The following is a 20,283-nucleotide window of genomic DNA, read 5'->3' as shown; positions in this document are numbered from 1 at the left end:
CCCTGATGAAGGGGCACATCATATGCTTAAATGTACTTTGTACAACTAAATCGCCGGATGTATCGCCGAATACCCGTTTACCTGTATTTCGTGCAATTAAACTGCCATCAGTATGTGGTTCTCGCCCATTTGGGCAAATTTAGTTGTACAGACTACAGCTAGAAGAGGAAAGACTACCTTTTCACTGTTTTTAAATGTACAGAATACAACTATCCCTGAATGTTCGCTTCGAACGCAACCTCATACATTCCCAAATTTATGGAATGAATTCACTTCTTTAATTCTGATGCTCCAGCCTAGATCTTGAAGTTCTCCACCAATACCTGCAATTTCTCTGCGAGTGAGGAGAGGAAAGTGGCAGAAGACTCGACTTCCTGCATGGCAGCAAGCTGTTCCTGAGACGAGGCGGACAAGGTCTCCGCGCCTTCGGCTGTCTGATTGGAGACGGCGACGATCTTCTGGATCGCGGTGACCAGCCCGTCGGAGATCAGGGCCAGCTCACGGACCGTGGATGAAATCTGCTGGCTCTGGGCAGACATCTCAGAGACTGAGCTCTCGATCTCGGAGAAGGAGTGCCCGGCGGCTATAATCATCTCCTTGCCGTGATGCATCTCTTCCGTGGAGCGATGCATGGTCTCTCCGGCCTTGTCCATCTGATGGACAATCAGGCTGACCAGCTCTCCGATCTGGCGGGCAGACCCGGCAGACCGCTCGGCCAGCTTACGTACAGAGCCTGCCACAACTGCGAATCCGCGGCCCTCTTCTCCGGCCCGCGCAGCTTCAATCGCTGCATTGAGGGATAACAGATTCGTCTCTTCGGCAATACTGGCTATTGTGCCTACAATATTCTCAATCTCTTTGGAATGGCTGCCCAGCGACTCAATGATCCCGGAAAGATCCGAGATGCTTCCGCTCACAATCCCCATCTGAGAGGTGGTAGAATCCATAGATTCACGGCCCATCCGGGCTTTCTGGGAGTTAAGGGCGGCCTGATTCATCGCACTGTCCGCATTGCCCGCTATTTCGGTAATAAATTGCGACATATCCTGGACCGCCTTGTAGCTGCCTTCAAGGTTCTGGAGCTGGGTGTGTGCCCCGTCGGCCAATTCGAGGGTGACATTGACGCTGTGTTCTCCGGCCCGGTTAGTTTCCTGGGCGCTGGCAGACAGCTCCTGGGAAGAGGAGGCCACCAGCATCGAGGTATCATTGACCTGTGTGATCAGGTTCCGCAGATTCAGTGTCATCGCATTGAAGTCACGGGTAAGCTTGCCGATCTCGTCCTTGCCCGTGTAGAGCATCGGCTCCTGGGTAAGATCCCCTCTAGCCACAGTATTGACGGAGGCGGACAGCTTGGTGAGCGGGCTTACCATACGGCGGATCAGCAGATAGGCTGCGAGAATCGCAAGGATCAGAATCGAGCTGCCGACAATGAAGGGCTGGGTGATAATATCCATCGTCCGGGTCTGAATTAACGGACCGTCGAAGTTAATTGCCATTAGAGCAATGATTGGTTTGGTAGGGTCATGGTCCTGGTAGATGGGGCCGTAGCCGGTTTTGAGCGAGGTACCTTGATAGGTATACACCTTGGAGTATGTAGAATGCTGCATGGTGGTAATCATATCTTTATCTTCATCTGAGAAGTAGAAGGGATCTCCCGCTTTGTAGCCTCTTTCTTTGAAGTTTGTATCAGCAGCCAGGATGATGCCGTCCAGTGACAAGATGAACGCTTCTTTGAAAATAGGCTTGTGATCACTGATCCATCCTATGCGGTCCTCAATAGCATCTAGATTGCTCGTATCCCCTGCAGCCAGAGCAGTGATGTCGGCAGGATCGATAAGGCCGGTGGTTATATTGGCACAGCCTACCAATTCAATGCCTGCAGCTTCATCAATCTGCTTGTAAGCAGCGTTGTACCCGAAGAAGCCTATGGATGATCCAACCAGAAGCAACACAATCAGCATCATCCAAGTTAATTTTGTTGCCAATTTCATAACAAGTATCACCAGCCCTGATTCTAAGATATTAAGTGAGTTTTAGTTATCACTGCTACGATTATAGCGCATCGGCTGCTATTTAAGCAGGCGGCAGATAAGAGATTTTGTGTCGGAAAAGGATGAATTATATATATAAATCTGTATGTCTAGCCAGTAAAATGGTACGCTTGAAGCAGAACGAACGGACTGGGAGTGGAAGGGATGTCGCAAGAAATCAATCCGTTGATCGAACGTGTGGGATTATCCATGTGGAAGGTACAGCGCAAAATCATGTCACAGATGTCTTTGCATAAGGAATTGGGGTTAACTGTACCGCAATTCGGACTGCTGCATATGATCGCGCAGGAGAAGCAGGCGAGGGTGGTTCATCTGGCGGACAAGATGGAGGTGAAATCCAGTGCAGTCACGGTCATGCTGGACCGTCTGGAGCTGCTGGGGCTGATCGCCCGTGTTCCTGACGAGAATGACCGCAGGGCTGTCATTGTAACGATCACCGATAAAGGGCAAGAAGTTCTGGAAGAAGCACAGCGCCGCTCGCTGCTGCTGCTGGAGGAGCATCTATCCATCCTTGAGCCGGAGGAGCTGGAGAAGTTCGCCCATTACTATCTGCTGCTGGAGAAGCAGGAACGGTAACTTAGCACACCAGCACCGGCAGCCTGTCTAAAATAACAATAAGCCAGCCCCCTCATCACAGCGGGGCTGGCTTATTTCTGTATCCCTCCTTGACGAACTATTCGCCGGCTGGCGCTTTGTCCGGAAGCTGGGTAACATAGCTGTCCGACAACTGGCGCAGCCGCAGAGCACGGCTATATTCATCCTCGGTACCGGCAGGAGCTGTGCCTCCGGCAGCAAGCGGATATTGTGTATTATCCTCGAAGCTGTTCCCCGGAATCAGCAGTGCAGAGCTTGAGATGAACGAGCCGGTAGGCAGGTAATACCGCTGCGGCAGCAGATTGTAGGACTGGCTGAGCAGATCCTGGCCGAAATGAATGTTGTTATCCATGGATACCCCCAGCAGGCTGGCCGCCGTAGGCATAATATCCACTTCTCCGCCTACTTGCTCAAGCTTCTGCGGAGCCAGTCCTTCGCCATGAATGAGCAGCGGGATATTGAGCATATCTGCGTAGCTATATTCATGGCCGTAGATTTCCTTCATTAGTTCCTTGTCGTCATTATCAAGCGAATAGATGGGCAGTCCCATATGGTCGCCATAGACCATAATCAGGCTGTTCTCCCATAATCCGTCCGCCTTCAGCTCATCCACGAATTGTCCGAAGGCATAATCCGCGTAGTTCTGTGAGCGGACATAATCTCCGACAAAGGTGCCTTCATACCGTTCAGGAAGCTTCATCTTATGCTTCTCTGCAGGAATAGTGAACGGGTGATGTGCAGACATGGAGATGACCTGGGCATAGAACGGCTTGCCGGCCTCGTTCATTTCCTTCAGCTTCTCCGAGGATTTGCGGTAGAGCACTTCATCGGAAGCACCGAAGAAGAAGGCATCCTCGTCTCCGAAGAATTTGTGGTCATAATAATTCTCCCAGCCCAGTGCCTTGTACAGCTCACCGCGGTTCCAGAATTCCACCACATTAGTATGGAACGTGGCCGTCTGGTATCCGCTGTCCTGCAGCAGACGGGGCAGACTTGGCAGCTTTTTGTCGATATAAGACATGGTAGCTGCACCCTGCGGAGGGATATAGTAAGACGAGTTGACCACGAATTCGGCGTCAGAGGTATTGCCCTGGCCGACCATCTGATAGAAGTTCGTGAAGTACAGGCTTTTCTCCATCAGGCGGTTCAGGTTAGGGGTAACCTCCTGGCCGTCTACCTTGAGACCGAGCAGGAAGCTCTGGAACGACTCCAGCTGAATCATAATCAGATTCTTGCCCTTGGCGGCACCTGCATAAGGCGAGACTGCCGAAGGGTCAATTCCTTTGAGCTGATTAATCGTGCTCTGTGTAATTTCACTGGCCTGTACAAGCTCCGGTTTATCTTGAGCAAAAATCGTATATGCTTCATAATTAAGGATGCCCATCTCCTGGGCCTTCTTGATCTCATTCATGCTGGCCTTATTCGGAAGAATATTGAACAGGCACAGGCCGAGCGAGACCGCGAACAGCACGACATGCAGCATTCTGCCATTCGGACGGTTGATGGTAGCCTTCTTGTAGCTGCGTCCGTTCTTGTTAATGAAGAAGTAGAAGCCAAGCACGATAATATCCGTGAAGATCAGCAGATAATAAGGGTCCATCAAGGAGAACACGCTGTTGCTGACGGCAGTAACCTGGTTCACCTGCTCAGCAGCATGGTAAGTGACAATGACTCCGTAATATTTGAAGTACATAATGGCGGCAAAAAAGATTGCTGTAACCAGCAGGTTGACCGTCATATAATAGCCGAGCTTCCGCTTGGAGGCGAAACGCTCAATCAGGAAAAACAATGCCCAGACAAAAGGCAGTTCTGTTAATACCGATTTCCAGAATTGCAGATCATCAAAGATAACGCCCCAGGCCAAGAGGCTTTTGAACAGAAAAAGAATGGAAAAGAACACAAATGGCTTAAGGAGCCATCGTTTCACAGTTACGGATGACACAGCTTCGCCTTCTTTCTAAAGGATGAACAGGTTTCCCGGCTGAAGGAAACAGCGGCATTGGACATAAGAATACCATTATCAATAGAACTTATTATGCAGTGCCAGGGAAGGAATGTCAAAAATCAGAAACCGCCGTATAAGCTTTGGAGAGTGCGTAAAATCCGCTCTGAAGGAACCTTACCGCGTGTAATTCCCTCAGACCGGTTAATATCGGAGTTAAAAGAAGAATATGAAGCTGAGGCCGCGGAATGAGCCGGAAATTATTGGAGGTGTGAACAGGTGGAACACACAGAAATTACGCTGTCGGTGAGAGCACTCGTGGAATTTGCCTACAGCAGCGGCAGTCTGGAGCCCGGCTTCCGCAGCGGAGCGGCGATGTCAGAGGGGACGCGCAGCCACCAGCTTATCCAGAAGCAATATAAGGAAGGGGACCGCAAGGAGGTCTATTTACAGACTGAGATTCTGCATGGCAGCCTCCGCTTCAAGATCGACGGACGCTGCGACGGCCTGCTTGCTGCGGAGGACGGCAGCCTGACCGTGGAGGAGATCAAGTCCATCGCCGGAATACCGGATTCCTCCCTGGAGGGGCGGGAGGTTCACTGGGCCCAGGCTTATATGTATGCCTACATGCTTGCAACCGATCTGGGGCTCCCTTCGATACAGGTCAAGCTTACTTATGTACAGCGGGGAAGTGAAGCGCAGTACAGTCTGTACCGGGAGATGACCCGCGAAGCGCTGACAGCCTTCGCTGAAGATACCGTAAGCCGGTATGCGCCTTATGCCGAGATGATGGTCCGCTACAGGGTGAAGAGAGGGGAGAGCATCCCCGGCCTGTCCTTTCCATTCCCGGCTTACCGTCCCGGCCAGCGCCATTTCGCCGCCGCAGTCTACACCTCAATTGCCGAGGGAGCCAATCTCTTCGCCCAGGCCCCGACAGGCATCGGCAAAACCATCTCGACCCTGTTCCCTGCGGTCAAAGCGCTGGGGGAAGGCAAAGCGGCGGGTATCTTCTATCTGACAGCCAAGACGGTTACGCGGATTGCGGCGCAGGAGGCGGCAGCAATGCTGAACAGCCGGGGGCTGCATCTGCATGTCATTGCGCTGACGGCCAAGGACAAAGCCTGCTTCCGCGAGGAGGGCATCTGCGGCAATGACTCCTGTTCATACGCGGAGGGCTATTATGACCGGATTAATGCCGCACTGATTGATATGCTGGAGCATGAGACGCTGATGACGCGGGAGACGATTGCCGGCTATGCCCATAAGCATAAGGTCTGCCCGTTTGAATTCTCCCTGGATGCCGCCTATACCTGTGATATCGTCATCTGCGATTACAATTATATCTACGATCCGCGCATCAGCCTGAAGCGGATGTCCGAGGAGCGGAAGAAGAACACGGTCCTGCTGGTGGATGAGGCGCATAATCTGGTGGACCGGGGGCGGGAGATGTATTCGGCCTCGCTCACCAAGGCGCCGTTCCTGGCGCTCAGCCGGACCTACAAGGCAGCGAATCCCGGGCTCGGCAGCGCCGCCAAGGCGGTGAACGCCTTCTTCATTGCGCTGCGCAAGAGCTGCGGTGACAAGGGGGCAGGAGAGTGGGCAGCGTATCCCGGGGAGCTCCCGGAGCTGCTGGAGAACTTCGCTGCCGAAGCTGAAGCGGAGCTGCTGAATGCCTCATCCCTGTTCAGTGCTGTACAGGCGGAAGACGATGGGGCAGTCAGCCTGCTGGATACCTATTACGCGGTGCAGGGGATGCTGCGCACCTTCAAAACCTATGATGAACGCTACATTACCTATGCCGAGGTACGCAGCGGGGATGTGTATCTGAAGCTGTTCAATCTAGATCCTTCGCATCTGCTGCAGCAGATGGCGAAGAGCTTCCGCAGCCAGATCCTGTTCTCCGCGACACTCTCGCCGCTGCCTTACTACAGGGATATGATCGGTGCGGGTGAGGAGGACTATAGCCTGAGTCTCGCCTCGCCTTTTCACAAGGAGCAGTGGCAGGTGTCGGTGCTTCCGGTATCGACGCGGTATCATGACCGGGAGGCATCCCTGCACCCGCTAAGCGATGCGCTCAAGGGGATGGTCTCGAAGAAGGGCAATTATCTGGTATTCTTTCCTTCCTATGTGTATCTGAAGAATGTCTATGAGGTATTCACTGAGAAATATCCGGAGGTCCCGGTACTGCTGCAAGGCAGCGGGATGAGCGAGGTGGAGCGGGAGAGCTTCCTGGCGGCCTTCCGTCCGGACAACCCGGAGCCGCTGCTGGGCTTTGCCGTACTGGGCGGTATTTTCTCCGAAGGGGTGGATCTGCCCGGCGACCGGCTGAACGGGGTAATGGTCGTGGGTGTCGGCCTGCCGCAGGTAGGTCTGGAACGCAATCTGCTGCGGAGCTATTTCCAGTCGCAGGGCCGGAACGGCTTCGATTATGCCTATATCTACCCGGGCATGTGCAAGGTCCAGCAGGCAGGGGGACGGCTGATCCGCAGCGAGAACGACAGCGGCATCATCATACTGGCGGATGACCGGTTTATGCAGCCTTCTTACCGACAATTGCTTCCTGAGGAATGGCGGGACTACTCTGTCCTGACCTAAGCGGGTATAATCAATGAAAAGGCATTCATCAGACTACTCAGGAGGTAATGACATGACGCTCAATATCGGAATCGTCGGAACAGGCTGGTTCTCCAAAGTACATGCAGATTTGCTGGCAGGCATGGAGGAAGTGTCGCTGAAGGCGGTGTGCGGCAGCAGTAAGGCTAAGGGTGAGGAGATGGCCCGTCCTTACGGAGCCGAAGGGTATGGGGAGATTACCGAGATGCTGGACAGCCACAAGCTGGATGCCGTCTATATCTGTGTGCCTCCGCAGTCGCACGGGGCCATTGAACGGGCGCTGATCCGCAGGGACATTCCCTTCTTCGTCGAGAAGCCGCTCGGCTCAAGTACGGCCATTCCGGCCAGTCTGCTGCAGGATATCAAGGAGCATCAACTCTTGACCTCGGTTGGCTACCATTTCCGGTATCAGGAGAACATCCAGCGGCTGAGGCAGCTCCTCAGCGGGGACAAGGTAGGGATGATTGTCGGTGAATGGATGGGCGGGATGCCCGGCGCGGCCTGGTGGCGCAATCAGGAACAGTCCGGCGGGCAATTCACGGAGCAGACGACCCATATCGTGGACCTGCTGCGTTATCTGGCCGGTGAAGTGACGGAGGTCTATGGCATGTTCGGCAACCGGATTATGCACGAGAAGCATGAAGGGGTGACCGTATCCGATGTGGGCACCGTATCCCTGAAGCTTGCGAGCGGCATTGTGGCCAGCATCTCCAACACCTGTGTGCTGCCCGGTGAGGTGAACAAAGCCGGGATCAGCTTCTATAATGACAACGGAATGCTGGACTGGAACCCGGAGCGTCTCCTCGAAGTCCGCAGCGGGGACAGCAAGGAATACAAGAACACGGGCAACCCTTACGCGGTAGAGAGCGAGGCGTTCCTGTACGCGGTCCGTACCGGAGACCGTTCCCGCATTCTCAGCGATTATGAGGATGGGTACAAGACACTTAAGGTGACCTGCGCCGCGTATGATTCTGCCCAGAGCGGAGTCCCGGTGAAGCTGTAGAATTCCGGCCGGGGCCGGGGCAAGAGCAGCCTAGTGGAGGAAGACGGCGAGCAGGGCCGGTGCCAGCCCGATGGAGAACAGCGCCGTCAGAATCATCGAGATACTGGAGATGGTGCCGGTCAGCGAGCTAAGCTCGAAGGCCTTGGAGGTGCCTGTGCCATGCGCTGCGGTTCCAAGCGATACCCCGCGCGCGATTTCATTCTCAATATGGAAGAGGCGCAGCACGGAGGGTCCCATCATCGTTCCCAGCACACCGGTCAGAATGACGAAGACCGCGGTAATGCTGGGAACCCCGCCGATGCTCTGCGAGATGCTCATGGCAATGGGCGTGGTCACCGAGCGGGGGACCAGACTGGTCGCCAGATCACCGCTCAGGTGCAGCCACTTGGCCAGCAGCATCGAGGACAGCACGGCCATAACCGTTCCTGACAGCACGCCTGCCGCAATTTCGGCGGCGTGTTTTTTGAGTACCTTGAAGTTCTTATGCAGCGGGATGGCGAAGGCGATGGTCGCCGGCTGAAGCAGGTCCGACAGCCATTTGCCTCCCGCATTGTAGGATTCATAGGAGCTTCCCGTCATCAGCAGGAAGCTGATGATTAGCAGCGGAGTGATGATCAGCGGGGAGGTATACATTTTGCCGCTGGCCGCATAGATCCGTTTGGTTACAAGGTATACTGCAATGGTAAGTCCAAGGAATAGCAGTCCGGTCATCATAAGCTTCTACGCTCCTTCACTTTATAGATAACCCCTGTCAACAGGCCGGAACTGGCCATGACGGCAAAGGTCCCTACGAGTACAACCGCCAGCACCTGCAGGCCATCGGATTCAAGCAGCTTGGAGTAATTCATCACCCCGATAGCCGAAGGAATGAAGAACAGCAGCAGCTCGGCCAGCAGCCATGAAGCGCCTGCCTCCACCCAGTTCAGGCGGATCACGCCGGACTCCAGCAGCAGGAATAATAGAATCATCCCGATAATGCTTCCGGGAAGAGGAATATGCAGCAATGAGGTTATACTGTTAACCAGCAGGGAGAACACGGTAAGTCCGGCAACCTGCAGTAAGCCTAAGGCAATCTTTTTCATAAACGATTACCTCCTTTCATCTTACTGAAAGTTTACATCTAATTCTTTCATAGGTACAATGAATAGATTGAATATCTCACATTCCAATTGTCTATAGATGGAGGTGGACCTTAATGGAGGTCAGACAACTGGAGTACTTTGTGCAAGCCGCCCGGCTGAACAGCTTCTCCAGGGCTGCCGAATCGCTGTATATCACCCAGCCCACCATCAGCAAGATGATCCGTAATCTGGAGACGGAGCTGGGGGCGGATCTGTTTTACCGGGAAGGCAAAAGCATCCGCCTGACGGATGCCGGAGAGCTTCTGCTCGTCAAGGCGCAGAACATTGTAGAGTCCTTTGCCAGCCTTTCTTCGGAGCTGGACAGTCTGCGCAATCTGAAGCAGGGGCATATCCGCATCGGTCTTCCTCCTATGGTGGGGGCCAGCTTCTTTCCGGCGGTCATCGGAGAATTTCACCGGCGGTATCCCGAGGTCACGATCCGGCTGCATGAGGACGGGGCCAAAAAAGTGGAGGATGATGTGGAGTCCGGCCTGCTCGACATCGGGGCGATTGTGCTGCCGGTGAACCCGGCGAGGTTCCACTGCTTCACCTTTGTTGAAGAGAAGCTGGAACTGCTGGTCCCGGCAGGACACCGTCTGGACGGAGCACAGCAGGTACCGCTGAAGGAGCTGGCGGAAGAGGAGTTCGTCTTGTTCCGGGAGGACTTCGCCCTGCATGACCGGATTATATCGGAATGTGTCAAAGCGGGCTTTCAGCCCAAGGTGGTCTATGAAAGCTCACAGTGGGACTTGATCAGCCGGATGGTAGCCGCCGGCATGGGTATTGCGCTGCTGCCGGAGACCATCTGCCGGGATATCGACCGTTCGCGGATCGCCGTCATTCCGCTGACCGAGCCGGTGATTCCCTGGCAGCTGGGGATGATCTGGCGGAAGGACCGTTACCTGTCCTTTGCTGCAAGGGAATGGATTGCATTTGCGATGAATGTACTCGGGGAACGATTTCACCCGCCGGAGCATCCGGGTAAGATATGAACAGGATATAAATAAGAGGGTTTAGTTCTGCTTTCATCGACATTTTTTTCTTTTTTTGCAAATTTTGTTTTTTGGCATCATGATTTATGATAAGGGAGAAGTTGATAGAGAGAAGGTGAGTGACTGTGAACCTTTACCAGAATTCTCCGGATGCCAAAGGCCGGGATTACAGAGAAGATGAGCTATTCCTTACTATAGAGAACTTAAGAAGTGAGCTGCTGGAGGTGGCCCAGGAACGGAGTCTGAGCGATCATACGGTGCTGGAGCTTAGCCAGCGGCTGGACGGGTACATTGTCATGGCCCAGAATCTGATGATGGAGAGCCTGCGCAGCCGCAAGAACGCTGCAGCCCCTTACGGCAAGAATACCAAGAGCCAGCGGATCAGGAATAAGGCGGCTCTACAGCAGTAGACTATATTATATGAATCTCCCGGCGGCGTCCGGGAACCCGTGGCCCTGCGATTTGTGGGGCCATTTTGTTGTGCTTTTCATAGTCATGTCCTATAATGGCAATTAATAGAAGGTTAAACTGAATGATGGATGGGGGAGGTGCCGGGTGGAGGCGAAGCTGACTACTATACGAACGGAAATCGAGAAGAATCTGTCCCGCTCGGGTCATAATCTTGCCTCATTTGCCAAAGTCTCCGGCCTGAACCGCGGCAGTCTCAGTGCCATTCTTCACGGCAATCCGCCTAAGCCGATCTCGCTGGGACAGCTGGATGCCATGACCCGGGCCTTCGGATTCCCCGAGGGCTGGCTGTACCCGCTATATGTGGACGAGTGCTTCAGTGAAGATAGAATCTCCCGCCGCCGTGTCGAGCCTTTCCTGGTCAAATGTGCCGAGATTGGCAAACAGCAGTGCATTGAAGAGGTTCTGAGACGGATTATGGAATATCAGAGGCCGCTGGATATTATCTACAGGGTGGCAGAGAGGCTGTTCTGCAGCGGCAGAATACAGGAATCCATTATCTTTTACAGACTGATTGTAGAGAATGAACAGGACGGCTACTCCGAACGGATGGCGATCAGCAAGTACCGGATCTTCAAATCCCTGGAGACCACTCCTGATGTGGATATGGAGCAGAAGCTGCGTGCTGTCATCAGCTTCGAGCCTTACCGCGGGCTGCTTCCCGAGGACATGCAGCTGGACGGGCTGCTGAAGCTGGCGAAGGTATGCTTCGCGCTGCACCGCTGGAAGGATGTGGAGAAGTTCGCCGATGAGCTGAGGGCCTTGGCCAACGGCATCTACCGCGAGGAGCTGCGGCGCACCAAGGGGAAGCGGGGGGAGCCGTTCCAGGCTGAACGCCCGCTGGTGGTCTACTATGGGCATGGTTATCTGCTTAAGGCCTCGGCGCTTACCAAGCAGGGGGAATATGAGCTGGCCAAGCGGTATACTGCCGGATATGCGGACCTGGGATGGTTTGAAATGCTGGACGACGAGGGGCGCAGCAGCGTGGAGAGCTTCAAGCTGTTTGCTGTCGCTAACGGCTTCACGCTTGAGATTCTGATGGGCAATATTTCGGTGCTGCCCTCCTATATAGCATTTCTATCAGAGCATCCCGGGGAGATTCTGTCCGGCATGGTGATCATTATGGAGTCGGCGAACCGCTTCGGGTTCTCTGCCGATGCGGTGATGTCGCGCTTTTCCCGGGAGATGCTGCGGTTCGAACAGTTCCAGGACACGATTAATGTGGACCGCGTCTACCGTCTCTATTATCAGATCGCCATATACCACATCTCCCGTAACCAATGCTCTAAGGGAATCGACTATATCATTCATTGTCTGCGTCTGACCATCAGGCTGAATAGCGGAAAGGACTTCATTAATTGTGTAACCCTGTTTGAACTGAACAGAGATTACGCCTCGGAGGTCCAGCAGAATGCATACCGGGAACTGATTAGGGAGGTGAGACAGCATGAAGAAATCACTGTTGATGACAGCCAGCGTTTTGGTATTGTTTAGCTTCATTCTTGCCGGTGCCGGAGCAGACCAGAAGTCCAAGGGAAGAGGAATTACCATTATGGAACACGGAGTGGAATTCTAAGCCTATTACCAGATACAATACAGTCGCACTCATATCTAAGAGGGACTCCCCGGCCATTCGTGTCGAGGGAGCGTTTGTACGTGGGAATGTGAAAAAAATTACATAGATTCCCGTGAATTTCGGAATTGACAAAGTGCGGGCACGAAAATATAATTAGGTAGCCTAATTAATATATGATTTAATTATTTGTAGACCTAACTAAAAATGAGGTGAAGGCATTGGGATAGAGCGGGAAGGTGAACATTCAGTCGGGCACAAGCTTTTCTCTGCACTGAGGAAGCTGCGCAAAGGGCTATGGCATCACACAGTGGAGGGGCATAAGCCAAGTGAGATGACTTTATTAATATGCATTGCACGGGCTTCCCATTCCAGGGAGCTTGGACTTAAGGTATCGGAGATCAGCCGCTTTCTGGGACTGAGTCCGCCAACGGTAACCCAGCTGATTAACAGCCTTGAAGCCAAACAGATGGTCGAAAGACAGGCGGATGCTTCCGACAGGAGAGTCGTGCGCATCAAGTTGACGGAACAGGGCAAAATTATTACACGTAAGGCCAGGGACCATATGGATGCAACCCTAAACAAGATGGTGGAATATTTAGGCGAGGAAGAATCCGACCAGCTGGCGGAGCTGCTGGGGAAGGTCTATACCTTCATGGAGGATAATCCGCCGCCTAATCTAGACCGGCTACAAATGAACGGAGATGAGAAGCTTGATTAAATTAATGAAACAACTGAAGCCCTTCCGCTTGGCTATCGCAGGGGTGCTGATTCTTGTATTCCTGCAGTCCATGGGTGATTTGTATCTTCCCACCTTAATGAGTGACATTATTGATAAAGGGATTGTAAACGGCGACCAGCCGTTTATCTGGAGAATCGGCGGCTTCATGCTGCTGGTAGCAGCCGGCGGTGTACTATGCTCTGTTATTGCCAGCTATCTGTCAGCGAGAGTGGCGGCAGGCTTCGGCAAGAATACCCGTTCACGGGTGTTCAATCATGTGGAGAACTTCACACTTCATGAATTCGATAAGCTGGGCACCGCTTCATTGATTACACGGACCACCAATGATATTACACAGGTCCAGACCGTCCTGACTATGATGCTCCGCATGATGGTCGGTGCCCCGATGATGATGATCGGCGGGATTATTATGGCGGTGTCGGAGGATGCCAAGCTCTCGCTGATCTTTGTAGTGGTGATTCCGCTGCTGGTCGGAGCGATCTTCTTCATCGGAATGAAGGGTCTGCCGCTGTTCAAGGCCATCCAGATCAAGCTGGACAAATTGAACCTGGTGCTGCGCGAGCATCTGACCGGTATCCGCGTCATCCGCTCCTTCAACCGGATTGAGCATGAGAATAGACGGTTCAGTGCGGCGAACCGCGACCTTACCGACACTGCGATCAAAGTCAATAAGGTGATGGCGGGACTGATGCCGCTGATGATGATCGTGATGAACTTCTCCATGATTGCCATTCTGTATTACGGCGGAATCCGTATTGGCGACGGGGATCTGAAGGTCGGCTCCCTGATGGCCTTCATTCAATATGCGATGCAGATTATGTTCTCGCTGATTATGGTATCCATGATGTTCGTTCTGATTCCAAGAGCCTCCGCTTCTGCGCAGCGTATCAATGAAGTACTCGATATGCAGCCTGAGATTGTAGACCCTACAACCGCAGAGCTGAAGACTACGGCTACAGCTACCCATGCAGACGGCCGTGACGGAATGCGCGGATTCGTAGAGTTCGACAATGTGTCCTTCTCTTACCCGGGTGCGGAGCAGGAGGCGTTGTCCGGAATTACCTTCAGTGCGCGCCCAGGTGAGATAACGGCCATTATCGGCGGAACCGGGTCAGGGAAGTCGACGCTGCTGAGCATGATTCCAAGATTCTATGATGCTATAGAAGGCTCGGTCCGTGTGGATGGAGTGGATGTCCGCGAGATGACGCAAGAGGAGTTGCGGAGCAAGATCGGCTATATCCCGCAAAAAGCAGTGCTGTTCACCGGTTCCATTAACGAGAATATCCGTTACGGGAAAGAGGATGCTACAGACGAAGAGATTATTCATGCCGCCAAGGTGGCTCAGGCCTATGACTTCGTCTCTGCGATGAAGGAAGGCTTCAATTCAAGCATCTCCCAGGGGGGCGGCAATGTCTCCGGCGGCCAGAAGCAGCGCCTGTCGATCGCCCGGGCCCTCGTCCGCAAACCGGAAGTGTACCTGTTCGACGACAGCTTCTCCGCGCTGGACTTCAAGACCGATGCCAAGCTGCGTGCAGCGCTCAAGGAGGAGACTACAGAATCTACCGTCCTTATTGTCGCCCAGCGGGTAAGTACGGTAATGGATGCAGACCGGATCATCGTGCTGGATGATGGCGTGATTGTCGGAATGGGCACGCACCGTGAGCTGCTGGACAATAATGAGGTGTACCGCGAGATCGTATCCTCGCAGCTGTCAGAGGAGGAAATAGCATGAGTGAACAGAACAAAGCAACGAAGCCGCCCGCCCGCAGACACGGCGGATTCGGCCCCGGCCCGGGCGGACCCGGCATGGGTATGCCTCCCGAGAAGGCCAAGGATTTCAAAGGAACCCTGCGCCGCCTGGTCCGGTATTTGCGTCCGCGCCAGGTGCAGCTGATTATTGTATTCGTGATGGCGATTGCCAGTACCGTATTCAGTATTTTCAGCCCCAAGGTAATGGGTAGAGCGACTACCAAGCTGTTTGAAGGTGCCTATGGGAAGATGATGGATGTGCCTGGTGCAGCCATTGATTTCGGCTATATTAATGATATTCTTATCCTGCTGGCCGGACTCTATCTGTTCAGTGCACTGTTCAGTTATATACAGCAGTATGTAATGGCCGGAGTGGCCCAAAAGGTCGTATATGATATGCGCGAGCAGATCAACAGCAAGCTGGAGCGGCTGCCGCTGAAATATTTCGATTCCCGGACCCACGGGGAGATTCTCAGCCGGGCGACTAATGATGTGGACAACATCAGTACGACCCTGCAGCAGAGCTTGACCCAGCTTATTACCTCTATTGTGACGATTGTCGGAGTCATTGTGATGATGCTGACCATCAGCCCTTGGCTGACCTTGATTACTATTGTAACGCTGCCGCTTAGCTTCGTGGTCATCATGCTGATTACCAAGCGCTCCCAGACTTATTTTGTCGGACAGCAGAAATCGCTGGGCCAGCTGAACGGCCATGTAGAGGAAATGTATACGGGACACCGGATTATCAAGGCTTTTGGACGCGAGAAGAATTCGCTGAAGGACTTCGATAAGATCAACGATCAGCTATACGACTCCGGCTGGAGATCCCAGTTCATCTCCGGGATTATTATGCCGCTGATGATGTTTATCGGTAACCTGGGTTATGTGCTGGTGTGTGTGGTCGGCGGGATTTTCGTTACCAAAAAAGCAATTGATGTCGGCGACATCCAGGCGTTCATCCAGTATTCGCGCCAGTTCACCATGCCGATTACGCAGACCGCGAATATTGCCAACATTATTCAGTCTACGATCGCTTCGGCGGAACGTGTATTTGAACTGCTGGATGAAGAAGAGGAGATTCCTGAAGTGGGGACTTCGCTTGCCAAGCGTACAGCGGATGCGGAAGAGGGCGCGGTGGAATTCCGCCATGTGAAGTTCGGCTACAAGGAGAATGAAGTCCTGATCGAAGACATGAATATCGAGGTCAGTCCGGGGCAGACCATTGCCATTGTAGGGCCAACCGGGGCCGGCAAAACAACCCTGATCAATCTGCTCATGCGCTTCTACGAAGTGAACAGCGGCGAGATTGTCATCGACGGTGTGAACATCACCAATATGAAGCGCAGCGAGCTGCGCAGCAAGTTCGGAATGGTGCTCCAGGATACCTGGCTGTTCAACGGCACCATCCGTGATAATATCGCTTATGGCCGCGAGGGCTCTACGGAAGCGGATGTGGTACGTGCAGCCAAGGCGGCACATGCCGATCACTTTATCCGCACGCTGCCGCTGGGTTATGACACCATTCTGAATGAGGAAGCTTCGAACATCTCCCAAGGGCAGAAGCAGCTGCTTACCATTGCCCGGGCAATACTGGCTGATCCGTCCATCCTGATTCTGGATGAGGCCACCAGCAGTGTGGATACCCGGACAGAGGTACAGATTCAGAAGGCCATGAACACGCTGATGAACGGCAGAACCAGCTTCGTGATCGCTCACCGCTTGTCCACTATCCGTGATGCAGACCTGATTCTGGTTATGAACCAGGGCAGCGTCATTGAGAAGGGCACCCATCTGGAGCTTCTGGAAGCAGGCGGCTTCTACGCCGATCTGTATAACAGCCAGTTCTCCGGGGATGACCTGCCGGATGCAGGGTAATCCCGATTGGTTCCAAGATAAGCTGAAACGAATGCCGTCCTTTTAAAAGACAGCGTAGCCGTTTCTACTTCATAGCTCCACTTCTTAGCTCAGCCCCGGCGTTCATTGCAGAGAGTCTTCGGACCGACTTTGCGTGGACGCCGTTTTTTAATCTACTGCACTTCTAACCTAATCTGCCTAACACACTCGATCTACCCGGTCCATCAACCCAACCCAACTAACCCAACTAACCCAACCAACCCAACCAACCCAACCAACCCAACTCCATCCACCACCCATCACCCCCGATCCAACCTCCATCTATCCTCAACCAAGTCCCATCTAATTCCATCTATCCTCCATTGAGAGTTCACCATTTCCTGCCCAAAATGCAACTTTAACCGCATCCAATCCACCTCAGTAGGAAAATGTTGCACAGAAGGCACGATTCTTCCTCTTATCCACCGGCTACAAGTAAAATTCCTGCATTCCCTGCAACAATCCTCCGAATACCCGATTATTGGTGAGCAGAAGCTGCATTAATTACAGCATTTCTGGTCTGGTCCGTCGACAGTGAGCTTATTAATCCGAGGGAACTGCTCTAATAAATGGTTATTGTAACTCTGCGTAATATATAATATTTTCCAGGGCCATAATAGATACAGAGACCGCCATTCACCTGCTGTAAGTGGTAATGAATCAAGGTGCGCCATTGACGGTGCAGCAGATTATAACTCTAGTTATCTATGAAACGAGAAAAAAGGTTTGCTTAAAATTTTCGGGGTATATATGATAAGGAGAGTAAAATGACCCGTGGCTCATTTTTGGGGCGGACGGACAGGAGAGAGGATGAAAGGTATGTCAGGCTACGGAAAATGGGTAGCAGGGAGCAAGACCAAATGGATTACTCTGCTGGTGTGGATCGCAGTGGTTGGGGTGCTGACCATGCTGTGGCCTTCGGTGAACTCGCAGGTTGCCAATAATGCGCCTAACCTGCCGGAGAATTCACAATCGGTCCGGGCATCGGCCGTTGCAGAACGGGAATTCCCTGCCGGAAGCGGAGTACCGGCGCTGCTTGTATGGCATCGTGACGGAGGAATATCGGAGGAGGATCTCGTACATATAACGGCAGTCTACAACAAGCTTGAACAGGACCCTCTGGAGCATCAGAATTTCGTTCCACCGCTTGGCAAGCTGCCCCCGCAAGCACTGCAGGCGTCGTTGTCGGAGGATAGAAGCACACTGGTTACTCCGGTGCTGTTCGACAAGACGGCAGACAGCGACCAGCTCGGGGAGTCTCTGACCAGCCTGAAGCAAATCATACGTACAGAGACGCTTGCTGATCCGTCTGCAGCCAAGCCGGACAGCGGAGACTTAAGCTTGAGGGTGTCCGGTCCCGTCGGAATCTCGGTGGATGCCACAGGACTATTCAAGAATGCCGATGTGTCCCTGCTGATTGCCACCGTAATTCTGGTGCTGGTCTTCCTGCTCCTGATTTACCGTTCACCTATCCTGGCTCTGATTCCGCTGATCGCTGTAGGCTTTGCTTATGGCGTTACCAGCCCGGTGCTGGGCCTGATGGCCAAGGAAGGCTGGATCAAGGTGGATTCGCAGGCTGTCTCCATTATGACCGTACTGCTCTTCGGGGCAGGGACAGACTACTGTCTGTTCATGATCTCGCGCTTCCGCCAGATGCTGAAGGTGGAGGAGAATAAAGGGCGTGCGCTGCTGAGTGCCATTTCCCATTCCTCGGGAGCGATTGCGATGAGCGGCTTCACGGTTGTCCTGGCCCTCTTCGCCTTGCTGCTGGCGAAATATGGCGCCTATCACCGGTTCGCGGTTCCGTTCAGTGTCTCCATTCTCATTATGGGGGTTGCCAGTCTGACCCTGGTTCCGGCCTTGCTCGCAATATTCGGACGGACCTCGTTCTTCCCGTTCGTGCCGCGGACTCCGCAGATGGAAGCGGAACGTGCCAAGGCCAAGGGCAGACCGGTGCCGCAGCCGCAGCCGAACCGCCGCAAAGGAATCGGGCAGCTTGTCATTACCCGTCCTTGGGCTATTGTCGGGATTACCGTGGTGCTTCTGGGCGTATTGGCCTCGTTCTCCAGCGGAATCAAATTCACCTATGATATTCTGTCCTCATTCCCGAAAAATATGGAGTCGCGGGAAGGGTTCGACCTGATCGGCAAGCAGTTCTCTCCGGGGGAGCTTGCGCCCGCTAAGCTGATGGTCGATACAGAAGGGTTGTCCGGGGGAGAAGACCTCCAAGCCGTGCTGGGCAGCTTATCCTATGTGGATGTCGTCTCCGACCCGCAGCAGGGAGCGGTCAATCCGAAGATCACGGGATATGATATTGAATTCAAGGACAATCCGTATTCCATCGAAGCGATGAATCATATTCCGGCACTTCAGACTACGGTTGAGCAGGCATTGGCGGAGTCGGGAATCGGGAACGTACAGGATAAGGTGTGGATCAGCGGCCAGACCGCTACCCAGCATGATACCAAGGAGCTGGGGGAACGGGATACCGATCTGATCATACCGGTCGTAATCGGCCTGATTACGCTGCTGCTGCTGGTCTATCTCAGATCCGTTGTAGCTACGGTGTATCTGGTAGGGACAGTTATTCTATCGTTCTTCTCGGCACTGGGCCTGGGCTGGATCATCATTCATTATGTACTCGGTGCAGATGCGATTCAGGGTTCAATTCCGCTCTATTCCTTCGTCTTCCTGGTAGCGCTAGGGGAGGATTACAACATCTTCATGATCTCGAATATCTGGAAAAAGAGTAAGCATATGCCGCTGAAGCGGGCGATTGCTGAAGGCGTAAATGAGACCGGGTCGGTAATTACCTCCGCCGGACTCATCTTGGCCGGTACCTTCGCCGTGCTGGCCAGCCTTCCTATTCAGGTGCTAGTGCAATTCGGCATCATTACAGCTATTGGTGTGCTGCTGGATACCTTCGTGGTCCGCCCCTTCCTGGTGCCGGCCATCACCGTCCTCTTCGGCCGGGTGGCCTTCTGGCCGGGTAAGCATGAGGAGATAAGCGAAACCTCTGTTCCAGATACAAAGGGTTAACCATAGGGATGCCCCGCAAGGCTATCAGGCCTGCGGGGCATCTTTGTTCACAAATATAGGGATTTTATGCTAAGAACAAAGGAAGTTCCTCTGACTCTGCCGAGTACTTTAATTCCCCGGACGCGGCCAAATGAGCGAATGAAGAGACCAGAATGTAAGCGAGAAACCGAATACAATGTGCGGTGCGAGTATCTGTAGGCCGGATGTAATCGGAAAACCGAACACAATTGGACTGGACGTGCCACGTAGGCCGAATGTAATCGGAAAACCGAACACAATTGGACTGGACCTGCCAAGTACTTTAATTCCCCGGACGCGGGTTAAATGAGCAAATGAAGAGCAGAAGTGCACCTGAATTCCCCGGATGCGGACCCAAATGAGCGAATGAGGAGCAGAAGTGCACCTCATTCGCTCCTTACCACCAGAAGCAGGCTGAATGGAGAACGCTGTGGCCGCTGTATAAGCTGCCTGGAGCCTGGGCTGCATAAGTCCTTGCGGCA

General features: G+C 53.3%; 14 protein-coding genes. 10 read left to right on the top strand and 4 right to left on the bottom strand.

Translation table 11 applies throughout. The features are described from left to right. Nucleotides 1-296 precede the first annotated feature (296 nt). On the bottom strand, nt 297-1,964 hold the full coding sequence (locus KDC22_RS31170) for a methyl-accepting chemotaxis protein (RefSeq protein WP_246553141.1): 1,668 nt from the start codon (nt 1,962-1,964) through the stop codon (nt 297-299). 231 nt (nt 1,965-2,195) lie between these two features. Here KDC22_RS31170 and KDC22_RS31165 point away from each other — a divergent pair, with 231 nt between their 5' ends. Next, entirely contained in the window at nt 2,196-2,627 is a 432-nt protein-coding gene (locus KDC22_RS31165) for a MarR family winged helix-turn-helix transcriptional regulator (RefSeq protein WP_211721418.1), read from the top strand. A 97-nt stretch (nt 2,628-2,724) separates the two neighbouring features. On the opposite strand, the gene KDC22_RS31160 is transcribed toward KDC22_RS31165, so the two are convergent. Continuing rightward, on the bottom strand, nt 2,725-4,572 hold the full coding sequence (locus KDC22_RS31160; RefSeq protein WP_246553139.1) for an LTA synthase family protein: 1,848 nt from the start codon (nt 4,570-4,572) through the stop codon (nt 2,725-2,727). Between the two features lie 294 nt (nt 4,573-4,866). Between KDC22_RS31160 and KDC22_RS31155 the strand changes: the two genes are divergently transcribed. Together KDC22_RS31155 and KDC22_RS31150 are read left to right on the top strand one after the other, a co-directional pair. Continuing rightward, nucleotides 4,867-7,182 (top strand): helicase C-terminal domain-containing protein, encoded by a 2,316-nt coding sequence (locus tag KDC22_RS31155; RefSeq protein WP_246553137.1) that lies wholly within the window; start codon nt 4,867-4,869, stop codon nt 7,180-7,182. 52 nt (nt 7,183-7,234) lie between these two features. Next, complete coding sequence (locus KDC22_RS31150) at nt 7,235-8,203, top strand: Gfo/Idh/MocA family protein (protein WP_173135958.1); 969 nt, start codon at nt 7,235-7,237, stop codon at nt 8,201-8,203. A gap of 30 nt (nt 8,204-8,233) precedes the next feature. On the opposite strand, the gene KDC22_RS31145 is transcribed toward KDC22_RS31150, so the two are convergent. Together KDC22_RS31145 and KDC22_RS31140 are read right to left on the bottom strand one after the other, a co-directional pair. Further along, entirely contained in the window at nt 8,234-8,914 is a 681-nt protein-coding gene (locus KDC22_RS31145; RefSeq protein ID WP_173136361.1) for a CidB/LrgB family autolysis modulator, read from the bottom strand. After that, the gene (locus KDC22_RS31140; protein ID WP_173135960.1) at nt 8,914-9,285 is read right to left on the bottom strand and encodes a CidA/LrgA family protein; all 372 of its coding nucleotides are present in this window, start codon (nt 9,283-9,285) and stop codon (nt 8,914-8,916) included. Before KDC22_RS31140 ends, KDC22_RS31145 begins: the two co-directional genes overlap by 1 nt. 113 nt (nt 9,286-9,398) lie before the next feature. On the opposite strand from KDC22_RS31140, the gene cidR reads away from it, so the two are divergent. The 7 genes from cidR to KDC22_RS31105 all read left to right on the top strand — a co-directional run bounded on the left by cidR (nt 9,399) and on the right by KDC22_RS31105 (nt 19,783). Further along, entirely contained in the window at nt 9,399-10,316 is a 918-nt protein-coding gene (cidR, locus tag KDC22_RS31135; RefSeq protein WP_211721416.1) for a cidABC operon transcriptional activator CidR, read from the top strand. A 119-nt stretch (nt 10,317-10,435) separates the two neighbouring features. After that, complete coding sequence (locus KDC22_RS33915) at nt 10,436-10,726, top strand: aspartyl-phosphate phosphatase Spo0E family protein (RefSeq protein ID WP_343221859.1); 291 nt, start codon at nt 10,436-10,438, stop codon at nt 10,724-10,726. Between the two features lie 145 nt (nt 10,727-10,871). Then, on the top strand, nt 10,872-12,278 hold the full coding sequence (locus KDC22_RS31125; RefSeq protein WP_211721415.1) for a DNA-binding protein: 1,407 nt from the start codon (nt 10,872-10,874) through the stop codon (nt 12,276-12,278). Nucleotides 12,279-12,691: 413 nt separating this feature from the next. Further along, entirely contained in the window at nt 12,692-13,078 is a 387-nt protein-coding gene (locus KDC22_RS31120; RefSeq protein WP_173135966.1) for a MarR family winged helix-turn-helix transcriptional regulator, read from the top strand. Continuing rightward, nucleotides 13,071-14,831: an ABC transporter ATP-binding protein gene (locus KDC22_RS31115; protein ID WP_173135968.1), complete on the top strand. Its 1,761-nt coding sequence runs from the start codon at nt 13,071-13,073 to the stop codon at nt 14,829-14,831. The genes KDC22_RS31120 and KDC22_RS31115 overlap by 8 nt, the downstream gene beginning before the upstream one ends. After that, entirely contained in the window at nt 14,828-16,726 is a 1,899-nt protein-coding gene (locus KDC22_RS31110; RefSeq protein ID WP_281424946.1) for an ABC transporter ATP-binding protein, read from the top strand. The genes KDC22_RS31115 and KDC22_RS31110 overlap by 4 nt, the downstream gene beginning before the upstream one ends. Before the next feature lie 828 nt (nt 16,727-17,554). After that, complete coding sequence (locus tag KDC22_RS31105; protein WP_211721414.1) at nt 17,555-19,783, top strand: MMPL family transporter; 2,229 nt, start codon at nt 17,555-17,557, stop codon at nt 19,781-19,783. Nucleotides 19,784-20,283 lie beyond the last annotated feature (500 nt).

Origin of the sequence: Paenibacillus tritici (assembly GCF_018207515.1) — a bacterium.
In the GTDB taxonomy this organism is placed as follows: Bacteria; Bacillota; Bacilli; order Paenibacillales; family Paenibacillaceae; genus Paenibacillus_AQ; species Paenibacillus_AQ tritici.
The sequence above is the reverse complement of the archived record's forward strand: the minus strand, read 5'-3'. Positions and strand labels throughout refer to the sequence as shown.